Origin of the sequence: Nocardia niigatensis NBRC 100131, assembly GCF_000308655.1 — a bacterium.
Lineage (GTDB): Bacteria > Actinomycetota > Actinomycetes > Mycobacteriales > Mycobacteriaceae > Nocardia > Nocardia niigatensis.
Map to the genome: position 1 here is coordinate 40,482 of NZ_BAGC01000108.1, position 25,800 is coordinate 66,281.

Below are 25,800 nucleotides of genomic sequence, written 5' to 3' on the forward strand. Positions count from 1 at the left end.
CCCGGCGGACAGCTGCCGCCGCGGCCGGCAAGCGGGGTTTCCGCAACTTTCACAGATTCACAGGTTCGAGTCCGCAAAAGTAGGCAATTGCGGGGTATTTCCGCCGAATACAGCACTCGGTAGCGTCCGAAATGTACCGGTGAAACCGACGTCTGGGAGGACCCCGACCGTGAAGAACCATCTAGTCCGCACCCATCGCTCGGCCGAGCACTTCCCTCGCGAGGAGCACCTGGCCTGGCGGATTGCGGAGGTCGCCGCGGATGCCGTGGAGGTTGCTCCGGAGACGGAGGCGATGATCGTCAATCGGATCATCGACAACGCGGCGGTGGCGGCGGCCTCGATCACCCGGCGGCCGGTTGCCAATGCTCGTGCTCAGGCGCTGGCGCACCCGTATCGGCCGGGCTCGACCGTCTTCGGTGTCGAGGGCCGGTTCTCGCCGGAGTGGTCCGCCTGGGCCAACGGTGTGGCGGTGCGCGAACTGGATTTCCACGACACCTTCCTGGCGGCGGAGTACTCGCACCCTGGTGACAACATTCCGCCGATCCTCGCCGTCGCCCAGCACGCCGGACGCACCGGACGCGATCTGATCCGCGGTCTGGCAACGGGTTACGAGATCCAGGTGGATCTGGCGCGCGCGATCTGCCTGCACGAGCACAAGATCGATCACGTCGCTCACCTCGGTCCCTCGGCAGCCGCGGGCATGGGCACCCTGCTGGGCCTGGACACCGAGACGATCTATCAGGCCATCGGGCAGGCACTGCACACCACCACCGCCACCCGGCAGTCCCGCAAAGGCGAGATCTCCAGCTGGAAGGCCTATGCGCCCGCGTTCGCCGGGAAGATGGCCGTGGAAGCGGTGGATCGCGCCATGCGCGGCGAGGGCGCGCCCGCACCCATCTGGGAGGGCGAGGACGGTGTGATCGCCTGGCTGCTGGGCGGTCCGAACGCGGAGTACACGGTGCCCCTGCCCGGTCCGGGCGAGCCGAAGCGCGGGATTCTCGACACCTATACCAAGGAGCATTCGGCCGAGTACCAGAGTCAGGCGCCCATCGACCTGGCCCGGCGCCTGCGCGAACGCATCGGCGATCTGGATCAGATCGCATCGATCGTGCTGTACACCAGCCACCACACCCACTATGTGATCGGCACCGGCTCGAACGACCCGCAGAAGTTCGATCCCAAGGCCTCTCGCGAGACCCTCGACCACTCTGTCATGTACATCTTCGCGGTCGCGTTGCAGGACGGGACCTGGCATCACGAGCGGTCCTATGCTCTCGAGCGCGCGCAGCGCCCGGACACCGTCGAGCTGTGGCGCAGGATCTCCACCGCCGAGGATCCGGAGTGGACGCGCCGCTATCACTCCACCGACCCCAAGGAGAAGGCGTTCGGCGCCCGCGCCGAGGTGACGCTGAAGAGCGGCGAGGTGATCGTCGACGAACTGGCCGTCGCCGACGCGCATCCCCTGGGCGCGCGGCCTTTCGGCCGCGAGCAGTACATCGCCAAGTTCCGCACCCTCGCCGAGGGCGTGGTGGAGACCGCCGAGCAGGACCGCTTCCTCGAGGTGGCCCAGCGGGCGGGCGAGTTGTCCGCGGCCGAACTGCCGCAGCTCACCTTCACCGTCCCGGCGGATGTGCTCGCTCGCGCGCCTCGTTCGCCGAAGGGACTGTTCCGATGACCGGTCTGATCGCGGCCACCACGTCCGCCGCCGACAAACGCGCCGCGTTCCGGGCGGGCCTGGCCTCCGGCACCATCCAGCGCTTCCCCGGCGCGTTCAATCCGTTGGTGGCCAAGCTGATTCAGGAGATCGGCTTCGAGGGCGTCTATGTGTCCGGCGCTGTCCTCTCCGCCGATCTGGGACTACCCGACATCGGATTGACCACCCTCACCGAGGTGGCGGGGCGGGGGCAGCAGATCGCCCGGGTCACCGACCTGCCGGTCCTGATCGACGCGGACACCGGATTCGGTGAACCCATGAGCGCGGCTCGCACCGTCACCGTCCTCGAGGACGCCGGCATCGCGGGCCTGCACCTGGAGGATCAGGTCAACCCGAAGCGGTGCGGGCACCTCGACGGCAAGGCCGTGGTTCCGGTCGCGGCGATGGTGCGACGGCTGCGCGCCGCCGTATCCGCCAGGCGGGACCCGAATTTCGTGATCTGCGCGCGCACCGACGCCGCGGGAATGGAGGGCATCGACGCCGCCATCGATCGGGCCGAGGCATATGCCGACGCGGGCGCGGACCTGATCTTCACCGAGGCCCTCCACAACCCCGCCGACTTCGAGAAGTTCCGCGCGGCCGTGTCGATTCCCCTGCTGGCCAATATGACCGAGTTCGGCAAGTCCGAGCTGATCCCGGCCCGGACGCTGGAGTCCATCGGATACAACGCGGTCATCTACCCGGTCACGACGCTGCGACTGGCCATGTTCGCCGCCGAGACCGGGCTGCGCGAGATCTTCGCGACCGGAACCCAGTCCGGGCTGCTGGATCGCATGCAGCAGCGCAGCCGGCTCTACGAGCTCCTCCAATACGAGCGCTACAACGAATTCGATTCCGACATCTTCAATTTCACACTCGGAGGGAACCAGTGAGAACGGAGATACCGACCATCTACAAGGGCCTCGCCGGGGTCGTCGTCGACACCACCGCCATCTCGAAAGTGGTGCCGGAGACCAACTCCCTGACCTACCGTGGCTACGCGGTCCAGGATCTGGCGGCGCACTGCAGCTTCGAGCAGGTCGCCTACCTGCTGTGGCACGGCGAACTTCCGGGCGACGCCCAGCTGGAGCGGTTCCTCCAGCAGGAACGCGCCGCGCGCCGGGTGGATCGGTCGCTGCTGTCGCTGGTGACCAAACTGCCGGAGAACTGCCATCCCATGGACGTGGTACGCACGGCCATCAGCTATCTGGGCGCCGAGGACCCGGCCGAGGACGACAATTCGCCGCGGGCCAACCGTGCCAAGGCCCTGCGCATGATGGCGGTGCTGCCGACCATCGTGGCCGCCGACCACCGTCGTCGGCACGGGCTGGATCCCATTGCGCCGCACTCGCATCTGGGCTTCGCCGAGAACTTCCTGAGCATGTGCTTCGGCTCCGCGCCCGCACCCGAGCTGGTCAAGGCGTTCGAGGTATCGCTGATCCTGTATGCCGAGCACGGTTTCAACGCCTCCACCTTCGCGGCCCGGGTGGTCACCTCCACGCTCTCCGACATCTACAGCGCCGTCACCGCCGCCATCGGGGCGCTCAAGGGCCCGCTGCACGGCGGGGCCAACGAGGCGGTCATGCATGACATGCTCGCGATCGGGGACCCGGCGCTGGCCCCGGAGTGGCTGCGCGCCAAGTTGTCCCGGGAGGAGAAGGTGATGGGCTTCGGCCACCGGGTGTACAAGAACGGCGACTCCCGGGTGCCGACCATGCGGAAGGCGTTCCTGGACATCGCCGCCGCCACCGACGGGCAGCGGTGGGTGCGCATGTACGACGCCCTCGAGCGCACGATGTTCGAGGCCACCGGCATCAAGCCCAACCTCGACTTCCCCACCGGTCCCGCGTATTACCTGCTCGGCTTCGACATCGAGGCGTTCACCCCGATCTTCGTGATGAGCCGCATCACCGGCTGGACCGCGCACATCATCGAGCAGGGCGAGTCCAATGCCCTGATCCGGCCGTTGAGCGAATACGTCGGCGTCCCACCACGTTCCGTTGTCGCCTGACCCGGACACGCAGGGGTGCCGGCCCACCGCAGGAGGAAGATCCACGGGCCGGGGCACCCCGGCCATCGCCGGCCGAGGGGCACGGCCGGCGATCGCGGCTTGGGACGCCGCGGGATCGAGTCTCGCGGTTCCGGTGGATCGAATGCTCGACCGGCCGGAGTGAATTTCGGGGACGACTCACGCCATGGGAATGAGTCAGGCCCGGAAATCACACCGATCGTTCAAGGATCGACATCTCCCAGGTGAAGGTCCGGGCGCACCCTATTTGGCTTGCGAGGCCGGCTGCTGGGCCGGGTCCTTACAGTAGGCGAGTTCGGGTGGGCACGGGGTGAGCAAGGTGGTGAAGTACTGGATGGCGGAGAACAGGGTGACCGGGCCGCCGGCCAGCACGATCCCGGCCATCGAGCCGACGGCGCCGAGAGTGGCCATCCCGAGCACACATCCGGCGATGGCCGCCCCGACGAAGGGCACCAGCAAGGCGATGACCGGGCTGCTGATGGCGGCGCCGGCCGCCGCGCCGACCAGGCAGCCGACTCCCGCGCCGAGGACGGCACCGAGGACCGCGCTGACGGCCGCGCCGATCGCGACACGCTGCGCGAACGCGCCGAGAGCTTGCGAGTCGCGAGGCGTGAACGATTCCGCGATCTGGGCCGCGGCTCGATCGGTGGTCACGATATCCGAGGCAGCCACCGGCGTAACAGGCTGTGCCCCTTCCTTTTCCGGCGTCAAGGTAGCGGTCGCGCGGTCGACCCGGGTGGTGATCGGGTAGGCCTTGTCGTCGAGGCGATAGGCCAGCGGGATGGCCGCGACCGGCCGGTCGCCGCGGTCGAGGACGACCAGCTGGTCGTCGACGTGACGCAGCGAGCCGTTCTCGACCTTCAGCACGGCGGAGTCCCCGGAACGGGTGACTTCGTAATGCACCGGCGCGGGATCCTCGGCGCCGGGCGTGCCGTGGGCGGTGGCACTGGCGGTCGCCAAGGCAGCGGCCGCGACCGCTGCCGTCACTACGGTCCTGCTCATCTTCATGGAATTGTCCTCATCATCATTGGTGGGTTCAGGCGATGGTCAGGGGTGCGGCGGTGGCCGCGCGGACCTCGGCGACGGTGACGCCCGGCGCGCATTCGCGCAGGGCCAGCCCCGCCGGGGTCACGTCGATGACGGCGAGATCGGTGATGATCCGCTGCACCACCTTCTCGCCGGTGAGCGGAAGGGTGCAGCGGGGCAGGATCTTCGAGGCGCCGCTCTTGTCGGTGTGCTCCATGAGGACGATGACCCGGCGCGCGCCGTGCACGAGATCCATGGCGCCGCCCATGCCCTTGACCATGTGGCCGGGCACCATCCAGTTCGCGAGATCACCGGTGGCCGAGACCTGCATGCCGCCGAGGATCGCGGTGTCGATGTGCCCGCCCCGGATCATGCCGAAACTGGTCGCGGAGTCGAAGAACGACGCCCCCGCGAGGACGGTGACCGTTTCCTTGCCCGCATTGATCAGATCGGCGTCGATATCGGCCGCCCGCGGATACGGCCCGACGCCGAGGATGCCGTTCTCGGAGTGGAGCGCCAGCCGGATGCCGTCCGGCAGGTGGTTGGGAATCAGGGTCGGCAGGCCGATGCCGAGATTGACGTATTCACCGCTCCGCAATTCGCGTGCGGCGCGCGCGGCCATGGCGGTGCGGGACCAGCCGGCGACGATGGGGGCTGTCGTCATGTCAGTGCTCCTCGGCGACGGTGCGCTTCTCGATGTGTTTGCGCTGCGGCCCGGTGTGCACGATGCGATCGACGTAGACGCCGGGCAGGTGGATGTGCGCGGGATCCAGATCGCCCGCGGGAACCAGGTTCTCGACCTGGGCGACGCAGACACGGCCGGCGGCGGCCACGAGCGGGTTGAAGTTGCGGGCCGACTTGTCGAAGACCAGATTTCCCTCGGTGTCGCCGGTGAGCGCGTGCACCAGCGCGTAATCGGCGGTGAGCGCCTCCTCGAGGACGTATCGCCGTGCGCCCCGGCCACTGTCGAAGGTGCGGACCTCCTTGGCGGGCGAGGCCACGGCGACCGAACCGTCGGCCGCGTATCGCCACGGCAGGCCGCCCTCGGAGACCGGAGTGCCCACACCCGCGGGGGTGAAGAATGCCGGGATTCCGGCGCCGCCGGCCCGCAGCTTCTCGGCCAGGGTGCCCTGCGGGGTCAGCTCGACTTCGAGTTCGCCGGACAGGTACTGGCGGGCGAACTCGCTGTTCTCGCCCACATAGGACGCGGTGATGCGACGGATTCGCCTGTCCGCCAGCAGTATTCCCAGGCCGTGCCGATCGGTGCCGCAATTGTTGGAGATGATCTCCAGGTCGGTGACGGCCCGCGCGGCCAGGGCCGCGATGAGCGCGTCCGGGATGCCGCACAGTCCGAATCCGCCCACGGCCAGCCGGGATCCGGATCCGATGTCGGCGACCGCCTGGGCGGCCGAGGCGATTACCTTGCTCATCGTCCGGTCTCCCGGCCTGCCGCGGAAGCGGTGACCGGGTCGGTCAGCTCGCGCAGCAGTTCCTCGGCGCGTGGCCAATAACCGTGTCCGGACGCGGGATTCAGGTGTCCGACATCGCCGAGATCCACCAGGTGGCTGCCCCACGCCTCCGCCATACCCGCCACCCGCCGGTACGAGGCGAGCGGGTCGGTGGTGGAAGCGGCCACGATGCTGCGGAAAGACAACCGCCGCCACGGAATCGGATTCCAGCCGTGCGTGTCCAACTCGTCCAGGCTCGGATAGCCCTGCGGCAGTGGGGATTCGAAGTCGGGTGGCGTGGCCAGCAGCGCCCCCGCCACGGGTCGACTCGACTTTTGCGCCCAGTGCACAGTGATCATGACGCCCGCGCTGTGAGCGACCAGCACCACCGGGCCTTCGATATCGGCGAGGACGGCATCGAGGGCGGCGACGCGGGCGGCGCGAGAGAGTCCGTCACGCTCGAGCGGCGGCACGGTGCGCACCTTGTCCAGCCGTTCGGCGAGCAGGGTCTGCCAGTGCTCGGGCACATGGTCGCGTAACCCCGGCACGATCACGACGGTGGGTTCAGCGGTGTCGTTCATGGTCTACGACAGGTCCTTTCGAGATCAGAGCGAGTGGTCGACGGCCGCCAGCTTGCGCAGCCCCGAGGGATAGGCGCGCCGGCCCAGCAGCAGGGCGGCGATGGCGGCCAGATAGGCCAGTGGCGCCAGCCGCAGCGCGGTCGCCAGCCCGAGGTGATCGGCGAGAACGCCGACGACGAAGGGGCCGAGAGCGAGCCCGAGCAGGCTGTTGGCGAGGGTGAGGGTGCCGAAGGCCGACGCCCGCACCGAAGGATGGGTCAGGTTGGCGACCATGGCCGCGGTGGGCCCCGACGAGCCGCCTGAGAAGAAGGCGCCGACGCCGATCAGCAGCAGCTGCACCGGACCGGTGCCGACACTGAATCCGATGATCAGGCACGCCAGCGAGATCGCGCAGAACACCAGGGCGGCAGTCCATTTGCGGGACATGTCCACGCGGCCGGCGTGATCGGTGATCATGCCGCAGCCGACCATCCCGGCGCCGACGAGCAGCACGAACACCGAGGCAACCACGCCTGCCCGGTCCGGGGCCAGATGGTAGGCGCGATTGAAGAAGCTGGGCATCCACGACAGCAGTACCGCCGCGGTGAAGATCTGCAGCGCGCTACCCAGATAGGCCCACACCACCGCCGGATTGGTGAACAACGTCGACACCGGTGCCCGGAAACCGTTGCCGGCGTCGCCGGTTCGGGGATCGGCGGCGGCATGACTTGCGAGCTTCGCCTCGCTGACAACGGCGCGGAAGAGCAGCGCCAGCAGCAGACCGAAGACCGCCATGACGGCGAAGGACCAGCGCCAGCCCAGCCGCACGGCGATGAGGCCGCCCAGCCCGACGCCCAGCACCGACCCGAACGATCCCCCGGCCATGAACGCACCGCCCAGAGCGGCGTGCATGCGGGGCGCGAACACGCTGAGCACCAGCGCGATCCCGACGCTGCCGTAGGCTGCCTCGCCCACCCCGACCAGGAAGCGGGCGGCCAGCATCTGCTGATAGTCGGCGGCGAGGGCGCACACCAGCGTCGCGACGCTCCACAGCACGGCCATCAGCACCAGGCTGCGCACGCGCCCCCACCGGTCGGCCAGCAGCGACAGCGGCAGCGTGAGTATCCCGACCATCAGCGCGACCACGCTGGTGAGCGAGCCCAGCCGCGAATCCGACAGCGCCCATTCGGTTTTCAGGAAGGGGAAGACCGCACTGAGAACCTGGCGCGACATGTAATCGGCCAGCAGCAGACCGAAGGCCAGTGCGAAGACGACCCACGCGTACCGGCGGTTGCGCGAGGCGAGGGTGACCGCCGGGTCCGGGGCGGTGGTGTGCAACTCCATTGGTGCTCCTACGAATCCGGCGCACCGAGACGGTGGGCGATGCGCCGGAGCTGAGGGAAGAAGTGGAAGCGCAGCCCGTGCGGCTCACGCCCGATAGCGGGCGGGCACCGTGGTCCCCGCCCGGAGCCGCGCGCTCAGGCGTGGTGGGTGAATCCGACCTGCCCGGGCTTGCGGTTGGGAGCGAAACCGATCCTGGCCAGGGTTTCGTCGGCATCGGCGTAGCGCTCGTCGAGCTGGTAGATCTCGCGGGCCTCCTTGCCCGTGGCCACCGCGCGGCCCAGCTCACCGGCGACCCGCACCAGCTGCTCGACCTGCTGCACCGAGGTGATCTTCTCGCCCTTACGGCCCCACAGCGTGTCCTCGTTGCCGCAGCGCGCGTGCAGGCCCATGGCGATGGCCATGGTGTTGACCGGCAGGCAGCTGCGCATGAGCGTCTCGAGGGTCAGCACCGCGCCGTCGGGCACGCGGCGGATGAACTCCATCATGTTGTAGGGGTTGGGCCCGTCGAAGCCGCCGCCGATGGCGACCCAGGTCAGCATGAGCGGGCCGGTGTACACACCCCGGCGGATCAGTCGCTCCACCGTCTCCAGCTGCGGAATGCTGGACAGCTGGAAGTGCGGCTGAATTCCGGCCGCCTGCAACCGCTTCAGATGCTCCTCGACCCACGCCGGTCCGGCCGGGACCACCATCTCGCGGTATGCCTCATACACCTCCGGGCGGGTGAAGGAGGTGCCGGCGAGATCGTCGTCGGTCATCAGCTCGACGATGTTCATCTGACTGGTGTTGATGGCGATGGTGACCTGATCCGGCTTCGGGTCGAGTTCGGCGAGCATGTGCCGGGTGTCGTCGGAGAGCCACTTCGCGTCCGCGCCATCGCCTTCCGGGGCGAACGAGATGGAACCGCCGACCTGCAGGATCATGTCCGGCACCGCCTCCCGCAGCCGGCCGAGCAGCTCGTTGAACTTGGACAGCCGCTTGGAGCCCTTGCCGTCGAGTTCACGGACGTGGATGTGGAGGACGGTGGCGCCGGCGTTGTAGCAGTCCACCGCGGCCTGGACGTGCTCGTCCATGGTCAGCGGCAGGTCCTCGCGGAAGTCGTCGAGTTCCCATTCCGGGCCATAGGGGGCGACGGTGATGACCAGCTTCTCCTGGTTCTCGGGGAAGAGGGCGTCGTCGTGGAAATGCATGGGAATGCTCCTGTCGGAGATCGAATGATGGTGAAGGGAAGTCGTTCTCAGAAGGTGGCGTCGCCGATGATCCCGGCGCGCTCCATCTTTCGGACCGCGGGCCAGTAGTCCTGGACGGCGTAATGCTGCGTGGATCGGTTGTCCCAGATGGCGAAGCTGTTCTTCGTCCACCGCCAGCGGACCTGGTATTCGGGAATCGTGGCCTGGCGCATCAGGTAGTGCAGCAATTCGGCGGCGCCGGGCGCGTAGTCGACGCCGAAACGCACGTTCTCCGGGGTGTGGTGATTGACCAGGTGCGTGGCGAAGGAGTTGACGAACAGGATCTGCTCGCCGGTTTCGGGATGGGTGCGGACGACCGGGTGTTCTGCGTCCGGGAACCGTTGTGCCAGTTCGTGTCGCTTGTCGATCGGCATGGCCGCGCCGAAGCTGGCCTCGATGCTGTGCCGGGCCCGCAGTCCCTGAATGCGCTGCTTCACAGGGTCGGGCAGCCGCCGATAGGCCTCCACCATGTTCACCCAGATGGTGTCGCCGCCGACCGGCGGCGTCTCCACACAGCGCAGCACGCAGCCCATCGGCGGGTGCTGCCGCCAGGTCGCATCGCAGTGGTAGGCGTTCTCGTAGTGCTCGGCCGGGCTGTCGAGGTCCTTGTAGATGCGCACCAGACCGGGATTATCCGGGTCGCTGCCGGCCACGGGGTGATCCTCGAGCGGGCCGAACCGCTGTGCGAGAGCGACGTGGTCGGCGCGGCTGATGTCCTGGTCGCGGATGAACAGCACCTTGTGCTTCAGCAGCAGGGCGCGCAGTTCGGCGAACAGGGCATCGTCGTGCGCCACCCGGGCCAGATCGACGTCGAGGAGCTCGGCGCCGATCGTGCAGGTGAGCGGCTCGACGCGGAGGGCTCCGCGCACCGCCGAATCATGCAGTGGGGCAATGGTTGTCATGAATTCCTCCAGATGAGCGACCGGGTCAGAGGGTGAAGACCGAGGAGCCGATGCTGCGGCCGGACTCCAGATCACGGTGCGCGCGTGCGGCATCGGGCAACTCGTAGCGCTGATTGATCTCGATCCGGATGCGTCCCGCCGCGACATGGGAGAACAGCTCGCCGGCCAGTTCGGCGCGCTCCACGGGATCGGCGATGTAGTCGGCGAGCGCGGGCCGGGTGACGAACAACGAGCCCCCGACCGCCAACCGCATGGCGTCGATGGGCGGCACCGGACCCGAGGCGGTCCCGAAGCACACCAGCAGTCCGCGGCGCGCCAGCGCGGCCAGCGACGTGTCGAAGGTGGTCTTGCCGATGCTGTCGTAGACCACCGGCACTCCCGCGCCGCCGGTCAGCTCACGCACCCGGTCGGCGACGTCCTCGCGGGTGTAGACCACCACGTGATCGCAGCCGTGCGCCCGGGCGATCTCGGCCTTCTCCTCGGTCGACACCGTTCCGATCACGGTGAGCCCCAACAGCTTCGCCCACTGCGTGAAGATGAGGCCGACACCGCCTGCCGCCGCGTGCAGAAGCACGGTGTCACCGGCTTGCAGGGGATGGATCCGGCGCAACAGGTAAGCCGTCGTCAGGCCACGCATCGTCATCGACGCGGCCACCTCGAAACCGATCTCGTCCGGCAGGCGGATCAGGTGCTCGGCCGGCATCACCCGCTCGGTGCTGTACGCGCCCAGCGGACTTCCGGTGTAGGTGACCCGATCGCCGGGCCGGAAACCGTCGACGCCCGGGCCGGCCGCCTCGATCACACCGGCCGCCTCGACGCCCATGCCCGCGGGCAGGGCGGCCGGGTACAGGCCGCTGCGGAAGTAGGTGTCGGCGAAATTCAGTCCTACCGCCGCGTGCCGAATGCGAACCTCGCCCGGCCCGGGATCGCCTACCTCGACGTCCTCCCAGCGCAGAACATCCGGTCCGCCGGATTCGTGGAAACGAACAGCTTGTGCCACAACAGATCTCCTCTTCGACGCCGCCGCGCCCCGGTTCGGGATGCGGTCGGCCTTCGGGTCCGGCAACGGGGAGCCCGGCTCACTACGACCGCCGCCCCTCCCGGGGCGCACGGCGAGCCGGGCTATCGGGTGCGGGATGTCGGCGGGAGGCCGGGCCGGGTGCGCTCACCGGTCCCGATGTCGTCCTATCCGCCGATCACCGTCGCTGTGATGGACTCCACAGTAGGGCCGGGATTTCGTCTGTGCTTATCCTGTCGGGACAGGAATCTGTTCATTTCGGGACATAGGAGGGACCGCATGAAGCCCCTGGCCCGCTACGCCGCACTGCACGGCTACGTGGAACTCGGCCGTTCGCTCGGTCTCGAGCCGGTCGAACTGATCCGCGCGGCCGGTCTCGATCCGGGCAGCCTGAGCCTGCAGGACCGCTGGGTTCCCGCGGCCGCCATCGCCGATCTGCTCGAGCGGTCCGCGAACGCGTCCGGCTGCGAGGACTTCGGACTGCGCCTGGCCGAACGCCGCCGCTTCGCCAACCTCGGCCCGCTGAGCCTGGTCGTCCGTGAGGAACCCGACGTGCGCAGCGCATTACGCGTCATCTCGCGCCACCAGCACATGTACAACGAAGCCCTGCACACCCGGCTCACCGAGCACGACAGCATGGCCACCATCCGCCTCGCCGTCGACCTCAAGGAGCCCGGCGAAACCCGCCAGGCGACCGAACTAGCGGTCGGCGCCCTCCACGGCCTCCTGCGCGGATTCCTCGGAACCACTTGGCAACCCGCGGAAATCCGCTTCACCCATTCCGCGCCCCGAGACCGCCACAACCACCACCGCATCCTCGGCCCACACGTCACCTACAACCAGGACTTCAGCGGAATCATCGCCTACACAACCGATCTCGACTCCCCCAACGCCATGTCCGACCCCCAACTCCGCACCTACGCCCGCCAACTCTTCGAAGCCCCCCGCGACACCCTCACCGGAACCACCCTCGACCGTGTCCGCGAACTCATCGAACTCCTCCTCCCCACCGGCCGCTGCTCCATCGACCAGGTAGCCCGCAGCCTCGGCGTAGACCGCCGCACCATCCACCGCCATTTGGCCGCCGAAGGCGAGACCTTCACCTCGCTTCTGAACACCACCCGAGCCGAACTGGCCCAGCACATGGTCACCAGCCGTCGCCACACCCTCACCGAAATAGCCGAACTCCTGGCCTTCTCCTCCCCCGGCAACTTCACCCGCTGGTTCCGAAGCCTCCACGGCTGCACCCCAACCCACTGGCGAAACGCGGCCCAGGAATGAAATTCGAATTTTCGCCGAATTCGCGATCGATCCGCGGCGCTACCGTCGCGCCGCTACAGTAGACGTTCGAAACGGAAGCGTTTCGCAATGGATCGATAAGAGGTACACAGCCAGTGAAGAGTTCGGCTCGGTTGCGGTTGCTCGCGGCGTCCACGGCCTGCGGCACCGCAGCGGTGCTCGCAGCGATGGCGCCGCCGGCCACGGCGGAGGCCCCCAGCGGCAAAACCCTTGTGGCGATCGGCGATTCCTTCTCCGCCAACGGGGAGATCCTCGACCTGCTGAACCCGGGCGGGGATCCCGGCTGCAAGCACGTGCCCACGTCATGGCCGACACAGCTGATGCAGCGCATGGGTTTGCCGCAAGACGACGTCGAGGACACCTCGTGCCAGGGCGGCACGATCGACACCTCGGGCTGGACCCTGGTACACCAGGTGAAACGGGCCATGTCCGATAACGCGTTCGGACCACGCACCCGAGCCGTGACGATTCAGCTCGGCATGAACGACGCCTGGGGAACCGACAACCCCATCGCCCTGTCTCGCGCCTTCACCTGCCTGACCGACCTGATCGATGGGTGCGGTCGGGAAGCCGCAGCGCAGGGCCGCGCCCCCGACCTCGATACCATCACCGGCCAGGCCTATGCCGGCCGAGTCCGCCAAGCGGTGGAGTACATCCGCTACTACGCCCCGAACGCCCGGATCGTTTTCGTGGGATACCCGGAAATACACTCCCCCGGCCAGGATTCCGCCTGCGCGGGCATCCTCGGCATCAATGCGGTCCAGCCCCGGGCCGGCGCGGTCACGGGGTATCTGGACCGGATCGACACGGCCCAGCGCGAGGCCGCCGGCATTCTGAACGTGGACTTCCTCGACACCCGAGCGGTAACCGCCGGGCACGGCGCCTGCACCGCGGATTCCTGGGTGGACGGAGCCCTCGACCCACGCACCGAACTGCTCGGGTTCCCCTGGCACCCCACCGCGCACGGCGACTCCATGCTCGCGGCCGCCGTGCAGCAGCGGATCGCCCAAGGCTGAAGCAGCGGAAACCCACGACCATCGCCGGCCCCGCCCGCGCAATGGCCGCGGCGAGTCCGCAGGCTTTTCGATTCTCCCGAACGGTGCTATAAATTAGGAGAGCCTTACCTGCACGACAAGGTAGGCCCCTTCGTAAATCACTCTCGCCAGCGAGGCCCGCCCGTGTATGTCTGCATTTGCAACGCCGTCTCCGAAGACGACGTGCACGACTGCGTTTCGAGTGGTGCCCACTCCATCAGACAGGTGAAGCGCGCGTGCGGCTGGCGACCGGGCTGCGGCAATTGCGCGACGCGCCTGGCGGAGACTTTCAGCCAGGCCCGGGCGGTGTCCGGCGCCGAGTCACCGGCGGCCTGATCCGACACGCACGCTCGCACGTCACCACTCTCTGGTGATCTGTGCCACTATCACGCCCATGAAGGGCGACAAGGACATCATTGCACTGCTCAATGACCAGCTGACGGCCGAACTCACCGCGATCAACCAGTACTTTCTGCACGCCAAAATGCAGGAGCACTGGGGCTTCCCGAAGCTGGCCCAGCACACCCGCGACGAGTCGATGGACGAGATGCGGCACGCGGAAACCCTGACCGATCGAATCCTGTTACTCGATGGGCTGCCCAACTATCAAAAGCTCGGCGTGCTGCGAATCGGGCAAACCGTCCCCGAGCAGCTACAGGCCGATCTCCAGATCGAAATCGAGGCCGTCGACCGGCTTCGCCCGGGCATCGAGCTGATGCGCTCGCGGGGCGACGCGACCTCGGCACGCATCTTCGAGCAGATCCTCGAAGACGAAGAGCAGCATGTCGACTACCTGCAGACCGAACTCGACCTGCTCGAGAAGCTCGGTGAACCGCTCTATCTCCAGCGCTATACCGACGCCTCGGAGGACTGATCCCACCCGGACAGCTCACGAGACCCTTCCAACGGTGACCGATGCCCGTGTCGGAGTGACAGCCGGCGCACCGTCGACCGCGGCGGCACCCAGGCGGAGGGCCGTGAGTCGTGCGAGCGCGTCCTCGGTGAAGACCGACAACCCGAGGTCAGGGTTGTAGCCGTGGATCTCCTTGACGTCGAGCTCGGCCAGGAAATAGAGGATCTCCCGCGAGATCACCTGACCCGGGACCAGCACCGGGAAGCCGGGCGGGTAGGGAACGACGAAAGTTGTCGACACCAGGGTCTTTCCCTGGGCGAGCCGTCGCCCGGCCTCGCCGAGCAGCACGTGTTCGCGGTCGGACTCCTCATACCCGGCGTAGAAGGCCGATCGCATGTCGCCGAACGAGCTGGCGCCGCTGGGACGGAACGCGGTGTCGAACTCGCTGAAGTCCGGTAGCGCGGGGAGATCCTTGGTGATCGCGTCGACCTGGCGCAGGTGCAGGGCACGATCGGCCTTGCCCGCCGCGCTCTCGGCGCGCTCCAGGTCGGTGGCGATCCGCCGCAGCACGTCGAGCAGGTACTGCACGCTCGACCAGGTGACGCCGATCGTGAAGATCAGCAGCACACTGTTGATCGAGGTCTTGTTGATCTGGATGCCGAACCGGTCCATCAGGATCTTCCCGCGGAACTCGTATCCGTTCATGCCGGTCTTGCCGATGAACAGGGTGACCCGGGTCGGATCGAGCACGAACTGATCGGACCGCCACGCCTCGTTCCACTCCGCCAGGCCACCCTGCCTGACCTGCCGGTACGAGCTGACTTCGGAGACCCGGAACGCCTCGGGCACGAGGTCGGCCTCGTCCAGGATGCGGAACCACTTGCCGATCAGCCGGTCCTTGCGGACCCGGTGCCGGAAGACCAGCGCCATGTTGTAGACGTTCCGGACCAGCTGGAAGCCCTCAATGTCGACCTGCCGGCGCGCCAGGTCGAGCGACGCCAGCAGTTGCTGGTTCGGTGATGTCGAGGTGTGGGTCAGGAACGCCTCGCTGAACACCTCGCGCACGAGAGCAGCGAAGTCCTGGTCGCGGATATGGATCATCGACGCCTGCCGCAGCGCCGACAGCGACTTGTGGGTGGAATGCGTCGCGTACACCCGGACCCGTGCGCGCCCGGGGTCGGGAAGCAGCCGGTGGTCACTCCACTCGGCACGATCCACTCCCCGCATCGATGCCTGCCACTGCCGGTACTCCTCGGCGTACTCGGGCGACGACAAGGTCGATTCGAGCTGGCCGGCGGCAACCATCGCGGTCCGCTGCCGGGCCCACGGCACCGCGGTCGCGAACGCGTACCACGCTTCGTCCCACAGGAAGCAGATGTCCGGCTTGATCGCCAGGACCTCTTCCATCACGCGCCGCGGGTTGTAGACGATGCCGTCGAACGTGCAGTTGGTGAGCAGCAGCATACGCACTCGGTCCAGCAGCCCGGCGGCCTCGAGGTCCAGCAGCGCCTTCTTGATGGTGTGCAGGGGTACCGCTCCGTAGATCGCGAACTGCTCGAGCGGGTACGCGTCCAGGTACATCGGGTACGCCCCGGCGAGCACCAGTCCGTAGTGGTGCGATTTGTGGCAATTGCGGTCGATCAGAACGATGTCGCCGGGCCGGGTAAGGGCTTGCACGACAATCTTGTTCGCGGTGGATGTTCCATTGGTGACGAAGTAGGTGTGATCCGCGGACCAGGTCGCGGCAGCCTTGTCCATCGCCGCCCTGATCGTGCCGTGCGGGTCCAGCAGCGAATCCAGCCCGCCGGAGGTGGACGACGTCTCGGCCATGAAGATGTTGCGCCCGTAGAACTCTCCCATGTCCTGCAGCGACTTGGAGTTGAAGATGCTGGCGCCGCGCGCGACGGGCAGGGCGTGGAATTGTCCGACGGGCGCGGCCGCGTAGGCCCGCAGGGCGTCGAAAAACGGTGTGGCGAAACGGCTTCGGATACCGGCGAGCACCGTACTGTACAGGTCGGTCACATCGTTGAGCCGATAGAACGTGCGATCGTAGACGTCGCGCTCGTCCTCGGTCTCGGCGGCGATCGACTCGTCGGTGAGCAGATACAGGTCGATATGCGGCCGCAGCTCCCTGATCCGTTCGCCGCATTCGACCCAGTCCCGCGTGCGGTCGGTCACGACCGCATCCTGTTCGGCGCCGAGCAGCGTGGTCATCAGCGGCACCCGGTCGTGTGAACGCAGCGGCAGGTCATGGCGGATGATCGCCGCCTGAATCTCGCCGTTCAACGCGACGGCGGTGATGGCGTCCTCGATGCTCGCCACGACGAGCAGCTCGAACTGCACCTCGTCGGACGGGTCTCGCAGCGCCCGCAAACTCTCCGCCAGGCTCTCGGGAGCCTCGGGCGGGGAATCGTCGCCGAGCAGGACGGTATAGAACTGCTGCTGTCTGGTCCGCGCCACGAGTTCCTGCTCGGCCAAGGGCATGGACGGGTCGAACAACGCTGTGCGGTCGCCGTATTCGGAGAGCAGGCGGACGGCCAGCGACACCTCCTCGGTGAGCCGCGTCGTAGCGAGATCGGCGACATATCCGCGGAATGCGGCCAGTCGCTCCGATCCCGGATACAGCCAGTAGCGCTCATAGGCGCCGAGACGATCGAGGAGACGCCGCACCCGGGCGGCTTCGTGCGTGGTGTCCAGACCGGCATGGTTGACATCGGCCAGCCGGCGGCACGCGTCATCGAGCAGATTCCACGTATCGATGCGTGAGTACGACGGGTTGGCTACCGCCGCCAGCGCGGAAACACTCAGTCGTTCAGGGCGCTCGCCGTCTCTGTGCATATCGTCGGTTCCGCCCCCAATCAGTGCTGACGAGGTGAATGTGCTGAACACGACAAACCGGTCTGGAACCGTGATCCCTGGACATATTGTGTCCCGCCGCCGAGCAAATGCCTAGCCACGCTCGGCGGTCCGTTGTCCCGCCGCCTGAAGCCTGCCGATCGGAATCGCGTTCACGACTCCTCGAGCCCTGGTCAAGGGCACATAATTCGGAACTGGAGACACCGAACCGATCCCACGGAGTAGCGTGCGATCCATGAGCGCATGCGAGGTTTGCGGAAACGATTACGCCATGCCGATCGTCGTCGAAGCTCAGGGAGTGCGGCACGTCTTCGACTGCTTCGAATGTGCGATCCACCGCATGGCACCCATCTGCGAGCACTGCAACTGCAAGATCATCGGCCACGGCGTGGAGTCCGAGGGCCGGTTCTTCTGCTGCGTGCACTGCGCGGTCTCCGAGGGTGCCATAGGCCTGGTCGACCACATCTGAAAGCGGCGTGATCCCCGAGCCAAGGGGATCTCCCGTGATGCCTGGCGATGCCCAACGCCATCAACCGTGGGCATCGGTGCCGTTCGCGCGCCTGCTTCCAATACTCCTGCGGCACTTCAGCATTCGGGACTGCGCAGCGGGCAGTGTCATCGCGCCGAACGGACCGACGCGATGATGCCGCCGGCGGCAAGGTATCTGGAGAACCGCTGGCGTTGCTTCGTATTGGAACAGCCCGACCAGGCGAGGCGGGGTATCCCGCGGGCGACAGTGGTTTGTGGGGCGGGCGGGGCCCCAACCACGACCAATGGACTATCGGTCACAACGACCGAGAGTCGGTCAACCACGGCCACAGGGCGCGACGTCTGCGACACAATCGGCGTACGGGCCGCTGCCCAGCCCTGGCGCGCGGGGCAGTGTCATGCGATCGCAGTGTCATGCGATCCACACGCCTTCAGGCGCCGACCCGACCATTGAACGCGACGAAGTGGTCGCGATCACATCGGTGCTCATGTTCGCGAGACCCCGACAGCCGGAGAATCCTCGGATCAATGTCAGGGGCTGTGCGGGGCCTGTCCAGAATCAGTCCCCCGCCGCGTCTCACCTGACTTCGTATCCGGATCGATCTTATCCGCGCGCTCCCACTCCTTGTCCAGCTCGGTTCGCGAATCCGCCGCCTCGCCGCGCTGCATGTGCGTCTGTTGGGCAAGCTGCTCGGCCTGCGCCGCCTTGGCCTCGCTTTCGGCCTTTACCGCCCGGCTCCTGGCGGCAATCTCATCCGCCCGCGCCTCCCGCTGAGCGACCTCGAATTCCTGTTCCGCCGCGCGGTCCCGGATACCCGCAGCTTCGACCCGCTGATGTTCGCGCCGTTTGCGCATCAACAACCAGGCCACAAGCAAAATGATCACAACCGCGACGACGATGATCACGATCACAATGGTGGTGCTCATCTTTTGACTCCTCGCACCCGCCCCCATCTACCATAACGCCACTCGACGACCTCTGAACTGGGAAAATAATCGATCGGATGCCCAGGCTGATCCGGCCCCGCAGCTACCGCCAGCGGGGAAGGCGGAGCTACGCTGACAGCGCGGCGAAACCACACAACGGACCGCCTGTGATAGCCGATATCGGGTGAGTTCCCGGAGACGCCCGGCCGCACGGTCGGCTTCGGGACCGCGCTCCCACACACCGCTCGTCGCACCTCCAGCGGAGCTCGCACCACCACTGATACGAGGCGAGACCATTGCCCGACAACAACCCATCCTCTCCGTCGACCGGCGGATCGTCGTCGGCGTCGTTCGAAAACTCGTCCTCGGTCGCGGGCCGGGTGGCTCAGAACAGCATCTTCGAACGATCAGCCCGCGCGGGCTTCGTCGTAAGCGGCATCGTGCACCTGATCATCGGCTACATCGCCATCCGTATCGCCCTCGGCGGCGCGGCGGGCACGGCCGACCAATCCGGAGCCATGGCGGAACTGGGCGCCAAGCCGGGCGGCGTCATCGCCCTGTGGGTGTGCGTCGTCGCATTCGGGCTGATGGCGCTGTGGCGGCTCGCCGAAGCGGCACTCGGCAGCGCGTCCGAACCCGCCGCCGACAGTAAGAAATCCGAAGCGATCGATCGCGTCAAGGCGGCTGGGCTGGCGGTGGTCTATTTCGCCTTCGCTCTCTCCGCGTTCGAATTCGCCCGCGGCAGTGGCAAGTCCAGCAGCGGCCAGAGCACGGGGATCACCGCCCGCATGATGCAAACCACCGCCGGCACGATCGCCCTCATCGCTGGCGGGCTGATCATCATCGCGATCGGCGGCTACCACGTCTACAAAGGAGTGAGCCAGAGCTTCCTCGAGGACCTCGAGGGCGCCACCAGCGACCTCGTACGAAGGTTGGGCACGGTCGGATACATCGCCAAAGGGCTGGCCATCGCCGCGGTCGGGTTGCTGGTTATCCTCGCCGTGAGTCGATCCGAGCCGGACAAAGCTGCCGGACTCGACGGCGCCTTCAAAACCGTGGGAGCTCAACCCTACGGAGCGGCCCTCCTGATCGTGGCGGGCCTGGGCATCATCACCTACGGCCTCTACAGCTTCGCTATGGCCCGGTACACCAAGATGTAGTCGGATAACAGCCGAAGCGACAATGGCTCGAGCGTTATTGCTCCCGGTCTTCGCGCAGAAGAACTGCTCCTGATCCGCGCCGACCACACCGGCTCGTGAACGCATGGCTGACCGATCCCTGTGCGGTGCATCTCAGCCCGAACGCACCGCCGCAACACTGCCGAGCTGCGACTTCGATCGACAGGGGGGTGTACATCCCTGGTCCTGAGGCGTCTACTGGAATATGCAGCGCATCGGGTTGATCATCGTGGCTTTGTTCTTCCCGTGGCCGTGGTCGGGTGGGCGTAGTGAGCGGTGCTGGCATTGGCACATAATCGATACCAGCACTGGAGGGTTTCTCGGGCCCCTCGAGTACAGCAGCGAAAAGAAGCCAGGTACCGACCATGATCGTTCTCGGAGTCATTCTTCTTATTGTTGGGTTCATATTTGGTATCCCGATCCTGTGGACCATCGGGATTGTGGTCCTCGTCATCGGTCTCGCGTTGCTGCTGTTGGGGTCGATGGGCCACGCCGTTGGCGGCCGACGCCACTACTACTGACCACTGGATCCCGTTCGCACTCCTGATCCCGGCCGCCGTACCGCTGCCAGGCTGACCGCGCTCAGCGGCGGGCCGAGCAACTTCCAGCAGGCGAACATGCATCGCGGCGAGGCGGCGGACTCGCGAACCGAGCTGGAAAAGGAGTGGGAGCGCGCGAATAAGGTCACCTTACAGGCATTGTGCCGTATCCCTGAATATCTCACATCTTTTGAAATCAGGCAGCTCTCTTGATCATTCTCGGAGTAGCCTCCTCATCGCCGGATTCCCTTTCGTAATTCCGGCCGTGCCGCGATTATCCGTTGTGGCGACCTGAATAAAGGAGGAAACGGGTGATGCGTCGTCTGATGTCATTGCTGGTGCTCGTATGGCTGATCATCGGGGTGATCGCGGCGGGTCAGCGTGGATACTTCACCCACCGGGAGCAGAACTGCGCAAGTGTGGGAACCATCGCGGTCACGGTGATCGCCGGGCCCTTGAACTATGCGGGAGTCAACCCTAAGGTCACCAACTGCAACGTTCCCAAACCCAGCCCGTAGGCCGCCGATCGCACAGTGAGGCGCTGTTTCCACAATCGGCGTCTGGGTATGTCGAGTTGGCATAGGTCGAGGAAGAGGGCGGTTGCGATGCGGCAGGCACTCACGGTGTTTTTCGAAGAAGAGTGTGCGGGGCCCATGCGGGCGTCGACGATCAGGATAAGGCTGTCGCGGTGGTGAACCACCTGCGCCCCTGGTTGCCGACCCTGGTCGAACGCGGGGTCCTCATCGACCAGCACATGTCGTTCTGGTTGGCCCGTCCTTCCGAGAGTCATCCCACTGTGGAGGTGCGAGCAGCCGATACCGCTGCGACCGCCGACGACGCTGTGCTGCAAGCGGTGCTCACCCGAGGCTTGGTGCAAACGGCGTTGCGCATGCCGGCAGAGGGAATCGAAGGACCGCGCATCGACGATCAGATGGAGGCGGCCGCGGTGTGTCACGGCACCGGTGCCACCCGACAACGGATCGCCGCACCCCTGGGCATCGGCGACCTTGTCGGTGCTTTTCGACTGACGAGCGAGGGTATGCCCCTTTCCGCCGGCGGACATGATTGCTCTGCCGTATTCGCGCCACCCCGCGGATCCACGCCATGAACGAAGACAACGACCGCGGCCGAACCGAGGAGCGCCATACCACTGACGGGCCAGAGCAGGGCCACAGTGATCTGGTCGCGCAACCCCACACCACCGACGAAGGCGGACCGATCATTGCCGCGGAAGCGGCGGCGGCGCGGGCCAGCACGACGCAGAACCCGCTGGGCAAGCCCGGGCGGCGATTCGATCCGCGATCGCCGTTCATGGTCGGCATGGCAGGCGCTGCCGGGGTCGCGGTGACCTACGGCGCGATCCAGGTAGTGATCGCCGCCAGTCAAGTGCTGGTCTTGATCACCATCGCGCTGTTCCTGGCAATAGGTTTGGAACCTGTCGTGTCGTGGCTGGTTCGGCCTTGGTTTCCGCGATGGGCGGCCGTGACCGTGGTATTCGTGGTCGCGATCGGCTTGCTGGCCGGGTTCCTCGCGGCCGCGATACCTCCGCTGGTCACCCAAGGCAGCGCGCTGGTCCACAACGCTCCGGACTACGTCAACCATCTTGCGCAACGATATCCACTCATCGACGCGCTCAACACTCGTTTCCATCTCCAGGACCGAGTCCAGCAGTGGGTGGGGTCGGATCCCTCGAACCTGGCCGGTGGTGTCCTCGGCGCGGGCCGCCTCGTCTTCAGCATCGTCAGCGGCACGGTGATCGTCGCTGTGCTGACCGGCTACTTCATGGCCAATTTCGCACAGGTTCGCGCCTCGATCTACCGGCTGTTTCCGCGCTCGCGCCGACCGCGAGCGATCCTGATCGGCGACGAGATCTTCACGAAGGTCGGCGGCTACATCCTCGGGAATTTGGTCATCTCGGTGATAACCGCGGTGTTGACCTTCATCTGGCTGATGATCTTCGACGTGCCCTACCCGCTGTTGCTGGCCATCCTGGTCGCCGTCCTCGACTTGATCCCGGTGGTGGGTTCCACCATCGCCGGGATCATCGTGGCCCTGGTCGCGCTCACCGTATCCATACCCGTCACAGTGGCCACCGTCATCTTCTTCATCGTCCTGCGGCTGTTCGAGGACTACGTACTCGTGCCCAGAATCATCGGCAGAACGGTCCGGGTGCCGGCGATCGTGACGGTGGTGTCGGTTCTGCTCGGTGGCGCGTTGCTCGGGATAGTCGGCGCCCTGCTCGCCATCCCGGTCGCCGCAGCAGTGCTGCTGATCATCAGTGAAACGGTATTGCCGTCCCTGGACGACAGCTGACTATCGGCGTTCGGCTCCATAGCCCGGCGGACAGCCGTCACGGGCGCGCGTCGAACGGATGACCACGACGGGCCATCCGGTCGCGATCGACGCTGGCCAACGCCTGGTCAGTGGCGGAAGGCGTCCTTGACCTTCTCGCCCGCATCCTTGAGGTTGGACTTGGCCTGATCGGCCTTGCCCTCGTTCTGCTTACTCTTGTCGTCGGCGGCCTTGCCGTACTTCTCCTTGGCCTTACCGGCGAGTTCCTCGGCTTTGTTCTTTGCCTTGTCTGCAGTGCCCATGATTGCGGCTCCTTTGTTCGAAGGTGCCGGCCTGCTATTTCCAGCCGGTCCTCTGGCGGGTAGCCCACATTCGGGCGGCCAAACAACGGCCCGCCAACGCAGTGTTCTCGGCACCCGCTCGGTCATCACCGAAGCGAGTGTGAGCTGGTTCGCTATCCCGACCGAAATAGGCGGTAATGCATCCGCCCGCGATCTTCGACGCGGGCAGCGGTAGACGTACTACTGGCGCTAGCGGCCCATGTCCGCGCTCTCGGTCTCGAACACCTGCATCGCCGACACCACTCCTCGCAGGTTCCGCAGAATGCCAACGGGCGCAGCCACTTCGACCAATCCGGAGTACGAGGTCGAACAGGTCGCCCTGCATCGTGTGGTCACAGTCGCAGGCCCTGCCGAGCGTCTCGACCTAACGAGGCGGAGTATCCGCAGGTGAAAGGGGGTGTGTGGGGCGGGCGGGGCTCGAACCCGCGACCAATGGATTATGAGTCCACGGCTCTAACCGACTGAGCTACCGCCCCCGACCGCTTCAGATCACTCTGCGGGCTCCGCGAGATGGTACCGCCTCGGGAGGGTCGATGCCCAGTTGGACTCGCTAGACGGCGTAGCGGTCGGCGATCTTGTTGAGTTCGAGCTGGTAGTAGAGGACGCCGAGGCCGAAGACGAGGTTGAGGAGGAAGCCGTAGAGGGGGTTGCAGGTGCCCTCCAGGCCGGCGGCCTCCTGGGTTTGGCGGATTCGGGTTCCGGTGCGCCAGAAGCTGATGATGGCGGCGATGCCGGTCCAGGAGAGGAAGAGCATGACCAGGAGGGGGCCCGCGACGGGGGCTTCGGGGTCGCGGCGGAGTTCGGCCATCTCCTTGTGGATCTTGTAGTACCAGACGAGGAAGTAGATGCCGAGGGTGACGAGCGGCCAGACTAGCCACACCAGCACCGGGTTGCGGGGCTTGATCGGCGTGGCGAGGGCGGTGGTCATGCGATGAATCCTTTTGTTGTCGTGCGATTTTCGATATCCCGGGGCGAACCGGCTCGGGAAACGTATCCACAAGATCGTGACCGGATCGTGAAGCGTTAATCTGGGCTTCTCCACGACGATTCGGGCCTGTTCACGACCAGGGAGGAACACGATGGCGAGTCTGTTCGCGAACGTGCTGAAGGCACATCAGTGGATCTACGAGAACAGCAACGGCCGGGTCGGGCACAAGCTGCTGTTCGGCAACCCCACGCTGCTGCTGCGCACGGTCGGCCGCAAGACCGGCAAGGAGCGCACCAATGCGCTCACCTACGCGCAGGACGGCCCGGACTACCTGGTGACCGCGTCCAACGGCGGGTCGCCGAAACCGCCGGGCTGGCTGGCCAATGTGAAGGCCAAGGCGGACTGCGATATTCAGATCGGCACCAAGCGGATCCCGGTCACAGCGAAAGCCACCTACCCGGACGATCCGGAGTACGCCCGCCGGTTCCAGCTCGTCGACAAGGTCAACCGGGGCCGCTACACCCAGTACCAGACGATGACCTCGCGTCCGATCTCCGTGGTGGTCCTCACACCGCGCTGAACCACGTTTCGAGTGGACCTCGCGGGTAAGGGTCGACTATCCTGGCTGACTTGAGGGGAGTACTTCCCAAGAATCACTCCGGTCAGTACGGGCCGCGCCGTCGCGTCCCCCGGGTGGTTGCCTGCGGACACAGGTGAAGGAGACCTCGGCTGGTTTCCCTGCCCGAGGAGGTCCCATGAGTCCTACCCTGTCCGTTCTCGCGAGTTCCACCGCCATCCAGAGTGTCGGTACCCCTTGGCTGTGGGCCGGGACGATCGCCGCGGTGCTGGCCCTGCTGGTCCTCGACTTCGCGCTCACGCGCCGCCCGCACGAGGTACCGATGCGTGAGGCCGTCGCCTGGACCGTCTTCTACATTGCCCTGCCCATCGGCTTCGGCGTGTTCCTGTGGTTCAACAACGGCGGCACCCCGGCCGTGGAGTTCTTCACCGGCTACCTGCTGGAGAAGTCGCTGTCGGTGGACAACCTGTTCATCTTCATGCTGCTGCTGTCGGCGTTCGCGGTGCCGGCGGTGCTGGCGCAGCGGGTGCTGTTGTACGGCATCGCGGGCGCGCTGGTGTTGCGCGGCATCTTCATCGCGCTCGGCGCGGCCGCCCTGGCCACCCTGGACTGGGCGTTCCTGCTGTTCGGCATGATCCTGCTGGTGACCGCGGTGAAGCTGCTGGCCGACGCGGCCGGCGGGCACGAGCAGGAACTCGATGTCGCGAGCATGAAGTCGGTGCGGCTGCTGCGCCGCATCTGGCCCGTCACCGACGACTACCGCGGCACCGAGATGGTGGTCCGCGAGGCGGATCCGGCCCAGCCGGGCAAGTTCCGCCGCGCCCTCACCCCGCTGGCGCTGGTGGTCGGCGCGGTCATGGCCACCGACATCGTCTTCGCCGTCGACTCGGTGCCCGCCGTGTACGGCGTCACCGGCGACCCGTTCCTGGTGTTCGCCACCAACGCCTTCGCGCTACTCGGCTTGCGCGCACTGTATTTCGTCCTGCACGCCGCGCTCTCCCGCCTGGTGCACCTCGCCTACGGCCTGGCCGCCATCCTCGCCTTCATCGGCGTGAAGCTGGTCCTGCACTGGGCGCACGGCATCTGGAGCGGGGTCCCCCAGATCCCCACGGCCGCCTCACTATTGGTGATCGTGCTGGTGCTGGCGACGGTGACCCTCTCCAGCCTTCGCGCCACCCGCGGCGATCAGGGACGGGCCCAGGAAACCGCCGTCGACGCGTAGTGAGCAGGGCTCGATCCCC

At 66.6% G+C, this 25,800-nt stretch carries 27 protein-coding genes and 1 tRNA gene; 15 read left to right on the top strand and 13 right to left on the bottom strand.

All coding sequences use genetic code 11. From position 1 onward, the window contains the following. Positions 1 to 169 precede the first annotated feature (169 nt). Genes prpD through ON33_RS32675 form a run of 3 tightly spaced genes read left to right on the top strand, consistent with a single transcriptional unit; the run spans position 170 to position 3,704 of the window. A complete protein-coding gene (prpD, locus tag ON33_RS32665; protein ID WP_040863003.1) occupies positions 170 to 1,675 on the top strand; it encodes a 2-methylcitrate dehydratase PrpD in 1,506 nt (501 codons plus the stop codon). Continuing rightward, a complete protein-coding gene (gene prpB, locus ON33_RS32670) occupies positions 1,672 to 2,586 on the top strand; it encodes a methylisocitrate lyase (RefSeq protein ID WP_040863004.1) in 915 nt (304 codons plus the stop codon). The genes prpD and prpB overlap by 4 nt, the downstream gene beginning before the upstream one ends. Next, positions 2,583 to 3,704, top strand: a complete 1,122-nt coding sequence (locus tag ON33_RS32675; protein WP_040863005.1) for a bifunctional 2-methylcitrate synthase/citrate synthase — start codon at positions 2,583 to 2,585, stop codon at positions 3,702 to 3,704. Before prpB ends, ON33_RS32675 begins: the two co-directional genes overlap by 4 nt. A 261-nt stretch (positions 3,705 to 3,965) precedes the next feature. On the opposite strand, the gene ON33_RS32680 is transcribed toward ON33_RS32675, so the two are convergent. The 8 genes from ON33_RS32680 to ON33_RS32715 form a co-directional block, all read right to left on the bottom strand. After that, positions 3,966 to 4,724, bottom strand: a complete 759-nt coding sequence (locus ON33_RS32680) for a DUF8020 domain-containing protein (RefSeq protein WP_157184845.1) — start codon at positions 4,722 to 4,724, stop codon at positions 3,966 to 3,968. Between the two features lie 34 nt (positions 4,725 to 4,758). Then, entirely contained in the window at positions 4,759 to 5,412 is a 654-nt protein-coding gene (locus ON33_RS32685; protein WP_040863007.1) for a 3-oxoacid CoA-transferase subunit B, read from the bottom strand. Position 5,413: 1 nt separating this feature from the next. After that, complete coding sequence (locus ON33_RS32690; protein ID WP_040863008.1) at positions 5,414 to 6,178, bottom strand: CoA transferase subunit A; 765 nt, start codon at positions 6,176 to 6,178, stop codon at positions 5,414 to 5,416. Beyond that, on the bottom strand, positions 6,175 to 6,777 hold the full coding sequence (locus tag ON33_RS32695; RefSeq protein WP_040863009.1) for an RBBP9/YdeN family alpha/beta hydrolase: 603 nt from the start codon (positions 6,775 to 6,777) through the stop codon (positions 6,175 to 6,177). The genes ON33_RS32690 and ON33_RS32695 overlap by 4 nt, the downstream gene beginning before the upstream one ends. 24 nt (positions 6,778 to 6,801) lie before the next feature. Next, positions 6,802 to 8,100: an MFS transporter gene (locus ON33_RS32700; protein WP_040863010.1), complete on the bottom strand. Its 1,299-nt coding sequence runs from the start codon at positions 8,098 to 8,100 to the stop codon at positions 6,802 to 6,804. A 134-nt stretch (positions 8,101 to 8,234) separates the two neighbouring features. Beyond that, positions 8,235 to 9,287, bottom strand: coding sequence for a beta-keto acid cleavage family enzyme (locus tag ON33_RS32705; RefSeq protein WP_040863011.1), 1,053 nt, complete (start codon positions 9,285 to 9,287; stop codon positions 8,235 to 8,237). Between the two features lie 47 nt (positions 9,288 to 9,334). After that, positions 9,335 to 10,228, bottom strand: a complete 894-nt coding sequence (locus ON33_RS32710; protein WP_040863012.1) for a TauD/TfdA dioxygenase family protein — start codon at positions 10,226 to 10,228, stop codon at positions 9,335 to 9,337. A 25-nt stretch (positions 10,229 to 10,253) separates the two neighbouring features. Next, the gene (locus ON33_RS32715) at positions 10,254 to 11,228 is read right to left on the bottom strand and encodes a quinone oxidoreductase family protein (protein WP_040863013.1); all 975 of its coding nucleotides are present in this window, start codon (positions 11,226 to 11,228) and stop codon (positions 10,254 to 10,256) included. A gap of 297 nt (positions 11,229 to 11,525) precedes the next feature. Between ON33_RS32715 and ON33_RS32720 the strand changes: the two genes are divergently transcribed. The 4 genes from ON33_RS32720 to bfr all read left to right on the top strand — a co-directional run bounded on the left by ON33_RS32720 (position 11,526) and on the right by bfr (position 14,453). After that, positions 11,526 to 12,527 carry an AraC family transcriptional regulator gene (locus ON33_RS32720; protein WP_040863014.1) on the top strand — a complete coding sequence of 334 codons (1,002 nt, stop codon included), beginning with the start codon at positions 11,526 to 11,528 and terminating at the stop codon, positions 12,525 to 12,527. A gap of 113 nt (positions 12,528 to 12,640) precedes the next feature. After that, positions 12,641 to 13,561 (top strand): SGNH/GDSL hydrolase family protein, encoded by a 921-nt coding sequence (locus ON33_RS32725; protein ID WP_051153258.1) that lies wholly within the window; start codon positions 12,641 to 12,643, stop codon positions 13,559 to 13,561. Positions 13,562 to 13,723: 162 nt separating this feature from the next. Continuing rightward, entirely contained in the window at positions 13,724 to 13,915 is a 192-nt protein-coding gene (locus ON33_RS40230; RefSeq protein WP_083869468.1) for a (2Fe-2S)-binding protein, read from the top strand. A gap of 58 nt (positions 13,916 to 13,973) precedes the next feature. Then, positions 13,974 to 14,453, top strand: coding sequence for a bacterioferritin (gene bfr / locus ON33_RS32730; protein ID WP_040863073.1), 480 nt, complete (start codon positions 13,974 to 13,976; stop codon positions 14,451 to 14,453). Positions 14,454 to 14,468: 15 nt separating this feature from the next. On the opposite strand, the gene ON33_RS32735 is transcribed toward bfr, so the two are convergent. Then, complete coding sequence (locus ON33_RS32735; protein ID WP_040863015.1) at positions 14,469 to 17,270, bottom strand: aminotransferase class I/II-fold pyridoxal phosphate-dependent enzyme; 2,802 nt, start codon at positions 17,268 to 17,270, stop codon at positions 14,469 to 14,471. Positions 17,271 to 17,523: 253 nt separating this feature from the next. Between ON33_RS32735 and ON33_RS32740 the strand changes: the two genes are divergently transcribed. Then, the gene (locus ON33_RS32740) at positions 17,524 to 17,757 is read left to right on the top strand and encodes a metallothionein (protein ID WP_083869469.1); all 234 of its coding nucleotides are present in this window, start codon (positions 17,524 to 17,526) and stop codon (positions 17,755 to 17,757) included. Between the two features lie 551 nt (positions 17,758 to 18,308). Here the strand turns inward: ON33_RS32740 and ON33_RS32745 are convergent. After that, positions 18,309 to 18,704: a hypothetical protein gene (locus ON33_RS32745; protein ID WP_040863074.1), complete on the bottom strand. Its 396-nt coding sequence runs from the start codon at positions 18,702 to 18,704 to the stop codon at positions 18,309 to 18,311. A gap of 380 nt (positions 18,705 to 19,084) precedes the next feature. Here ON33_RS32745 and ON33_RS32750 point away from each other — a divergent pair, with 380 nt between their 5' ends. From ON33_RS32750 to ON33_RS32765, 5 genes are all read left to right on the top strand, one after another. Beyond that, on the top strand, positions 19,085 to 19,864 hold the full coding sequence (locus ON33_RS32750) for a DUF1206 domain-containing protein (protein WP_040863017.1): 780 nt from the start codon (positions 19,085 to 19,087) through the stop codon (positions 19,862 to 19,864). Between the two features lie 383 nt (positions 19,865 to 20,247). Then, a complete protein-coding gene (locus ON33_RS42400) occupies positions 20,248 to 20,403 on the top strand; it encodes a DUF6131 family protein (protein ID WP_085996876.1) in 156 nt (51 codons plus the stop codon). A 332-nt stretch (positions 20,404 to 20,735) separates the two neighbouring features. Then, positions 20,736 to 20,939 (top strand): hypothetical protein, encoded by a 204-nt coding sequence (locus tag ON33_RS32755; protein ID WP_040863018.1) that lies wholly within the window; start codon positions 20,736 to 20,738, stop codon positions 20,937 to 20,939. Between the two features lie 170 nt (positions 20,940 to 21,109). Then, positions 21,110 to 21,529, top strand: a complete 420-nt coding sequence (locus ON33_RS32760; protein WP_157184846.1) for a glutamate-cysteine ligase family protein — start codon at positions 21,110 to 21,112, stop codon at positions 21,527 to 21,529. After that, positions 21,526 to 22,734 (top strand): AI-2E family transporter, encoded by a 1,209-nt coding sequence (locus tag ON33_RS32765; RefSeq protein WP_083869470.1) that lies wholly within the window; start codon positions 21,526 to 21,528, stop codon positions 22,732 to 22,734. The genes ON33_RS32760 and ON33_RS32765 overlap by 4 nt, the downstream gene beginning before the upstream one ends. Before the next feature lie 107 nt (positions 22,735 to 22,841). On the opposite strand, the gene ON33_RS32770 is transcribed toward ON33_RS32765, so the two are convergent. The 3 genes from ON33_RS32770 to ON33_RS32780 form a co-directional block, all read right to left on the bottom strand. After that, positions 22,842 to 23,015: a CsbD family protein gene (locus tag ON33_RS32770; RefSeq protein WP_040863020.1), complete on the bottom strand. Its 174-nt coding sequence runs from the start codon at positions 23,013 to 23,015 to the stop codon at positions 22,842 to 22,844. Between the two features lie 441 nt (positions 23,016 to 23,456). Then, positions 23,457 to 23,530: transfer RNA gene (locus ON33_RS32775), tRNA-Ile, on the bottom strand. 74 nt (positions 23,531 to 23,604) lie between these two features. After that, positions 23,605 to 23,982 carry a DUF4234 domain-containing protein gene (locus ON33_RS32780; RefSeq protein ID WP_040863021.1) on the bottom strand — a complete coding sequence of 126 codons (378 nt, stop codon included), beginning with the start codon at positions 23,980 to 23,982 and terminating at the stop codon, positions 23,605 to 23,607. A 151-nt stretch (positions 23,983 to 24,133) separates the two neighbouring features. Here ON33_RS32780 and ON33_RS32785 point away from each other — a divergent pair, with 151 nt between their 5' ends. Next, a complete protein-coding gene (locus tag ON33_RS32785; RefSeq protein WP_040863022.1) occupies positions 24,134 to 24,562 on the top strand; it encodes a nitroreductase family deazaflavin-dependent oxidoreductase in 429 nt (142 codons plus the stop codon). 175 nt (positions 24,563 to 24,737) lie between these two features. Further along, positions 24,738 to 25,781: a TerC/Alx family metal homeostasis membrane protein gene (locus tag ON33_RS32790; RefSeq protein ID WP_085996877.1), complete on the top strand. Its 1,044-nt coding sequence runs from the start codon at positions 24,738 to 24,740 to the stop codon at positions 25,779 to 25,781. Positions 25,782 to 25,800 lie beyond the last annotated feature (19 nt).

Excerpts from the sequence above, each read along its gene's own strand:
- ON33_RS32780 (WP_040863021.1), bottom strand. The coding sequence starts at position 23,982 with ATGACCACCGCCCTCGCCACGCCGATCAAGCCCCGCAACCCGGTGCTG.
- ON33_RS32695 (WP_040863009.1), bottom strand. The coding sequence starts at position 6,777 with ATGAACGACACCGCTGAACCCACCGTCGTGATCGTGCCGGGGTTACGC.
- ON33_RS32745 (WP_040863074.1), bottom strand. The coding sequence starts at position 18,704 with ATGAGCACCACCATTGTGATCGTGATCATCGTCGTCGCGGTTGTGATC.
- ON33_RS32785 (WP_040863022.1), top strand. The coding sequence starts at position 24,134 with ATGGCGAGTCTGTTCGCGAACGTGCTGAAGGCACATCAGTGGATCTAC.
- ON33_RS32700 (WP_040863010.1), bottom strand. The coding sequence starts at position 8,100 with ATGGAGTTGCACACCACCGCCCCGGACCCGGCGGTCACCCTCGCCTCG.
- ON33_RS32740 (WP_083869469.1), top strand. The coding sequence starts at position 17,524 with ATGAGCGCATGCGAGGTTTGCGGAAACGATTACGCCATGCCGATCGTC.
- ON33_RS32765 (WP_083869470.1), top strand. The coding sequence starts at position 21,526 with ATGAACGAAGACAACGACCGCGGCCGAACCGAGGAGCGCCATACCACT.
- ON33_RS32680 (WP_157184845.1), bottom strand. The coding sequence starts at position 4,724 with ATGAGCAGGACCGTAGTGACGGCAGCGGTCGCGGCCGCTGCCTTGGCG.
- ON33_RS32685 (WP_040863007.1), bottom strand. The coding sequence starts at position 5,412 with ATGACGACAGCCCCCATCGTCGCCGGCTGGTCCCGCACCGCCATGGCC.
- ON33_RS42400 (WP_085996876.1), top strand. The coding sequence starts at position 20,248 with ATGATCGTTCTCGGAGTCATTCTTCTTATTGTTGGGTTCATATTTGGT.
- prpB (WP_040863004.1), top strand. The coding sequence starts at position 1,672 with ATGACCGGTCTGATCGCGGCCACCACGTCCGCCGCCGACAAACGCGCC.
- ON33_RS32720 (WP_040863014.1), top strand. The coding sequence starts at position 11,526 with ATGAAGCCCCTGGCCCGCTACGCCGCACTGCACGGCTACGTGGAACTC.
- ON33_RS32735 (WP_040863015.1), bottom strand. The coding sequence starts at position 17,270 with ATGCACAGAGACGGCGAGCGCCCTGAACGACTGAGTGTTTCCGCGCTG.
- bfr (WP_040863073.1), top strand. The coding sequence starts at position 13,974 with ATGAAGGGCGACAAGGACATCATTGCACTGCTCAATGACCAGCTGACG.
- ON33_RS32790 (WP_085996877.1), top strand. The coding sequence starts at position 24,738 with ATGAGTCCTACCCTGTCCGTTCTCGCGAGTTCCACCGCCATCCAGAGT.
- ON33_RS32770 (WP_040863020.1), bottom strand. The coding sequence starts at position 23,015 with ATGGGCACTGCAGACAAGGCAAAGAACAAAGCCGAGGAACTCGCCGGT.
- ON33_RS32710 (WP_040863012.1), bottom strand. The coding sequence starts at position 10,228 with ATGACAACCATTGCCCCACTGCATGATTCGGCGGTGCGCGGAGCCCTC.
- ON33_RS32755 (WP_040863018.1), top strand. The coding sequence starts at position 20,736 with ATGCGTCGTCTGATGTCATTGCTGGTGCTCGTATGGCTGATCATCGGG.
- ON33_RS32690 (WP_040863008.1), bottom strand. The coding sequence starts at position 6,178 with ATGAGCAAGGTAATCGCCTCGGCCGCCCAGGCGGTCGCCGACATCGGA.
- ON33_RS32705 (WP_040863011.1), bottom strand. The coding sequence starts at position 9,287 with ATGCATTTCCACGACGACGCCCTCTTCCCCGAGAACCAGGAGAAGCTG.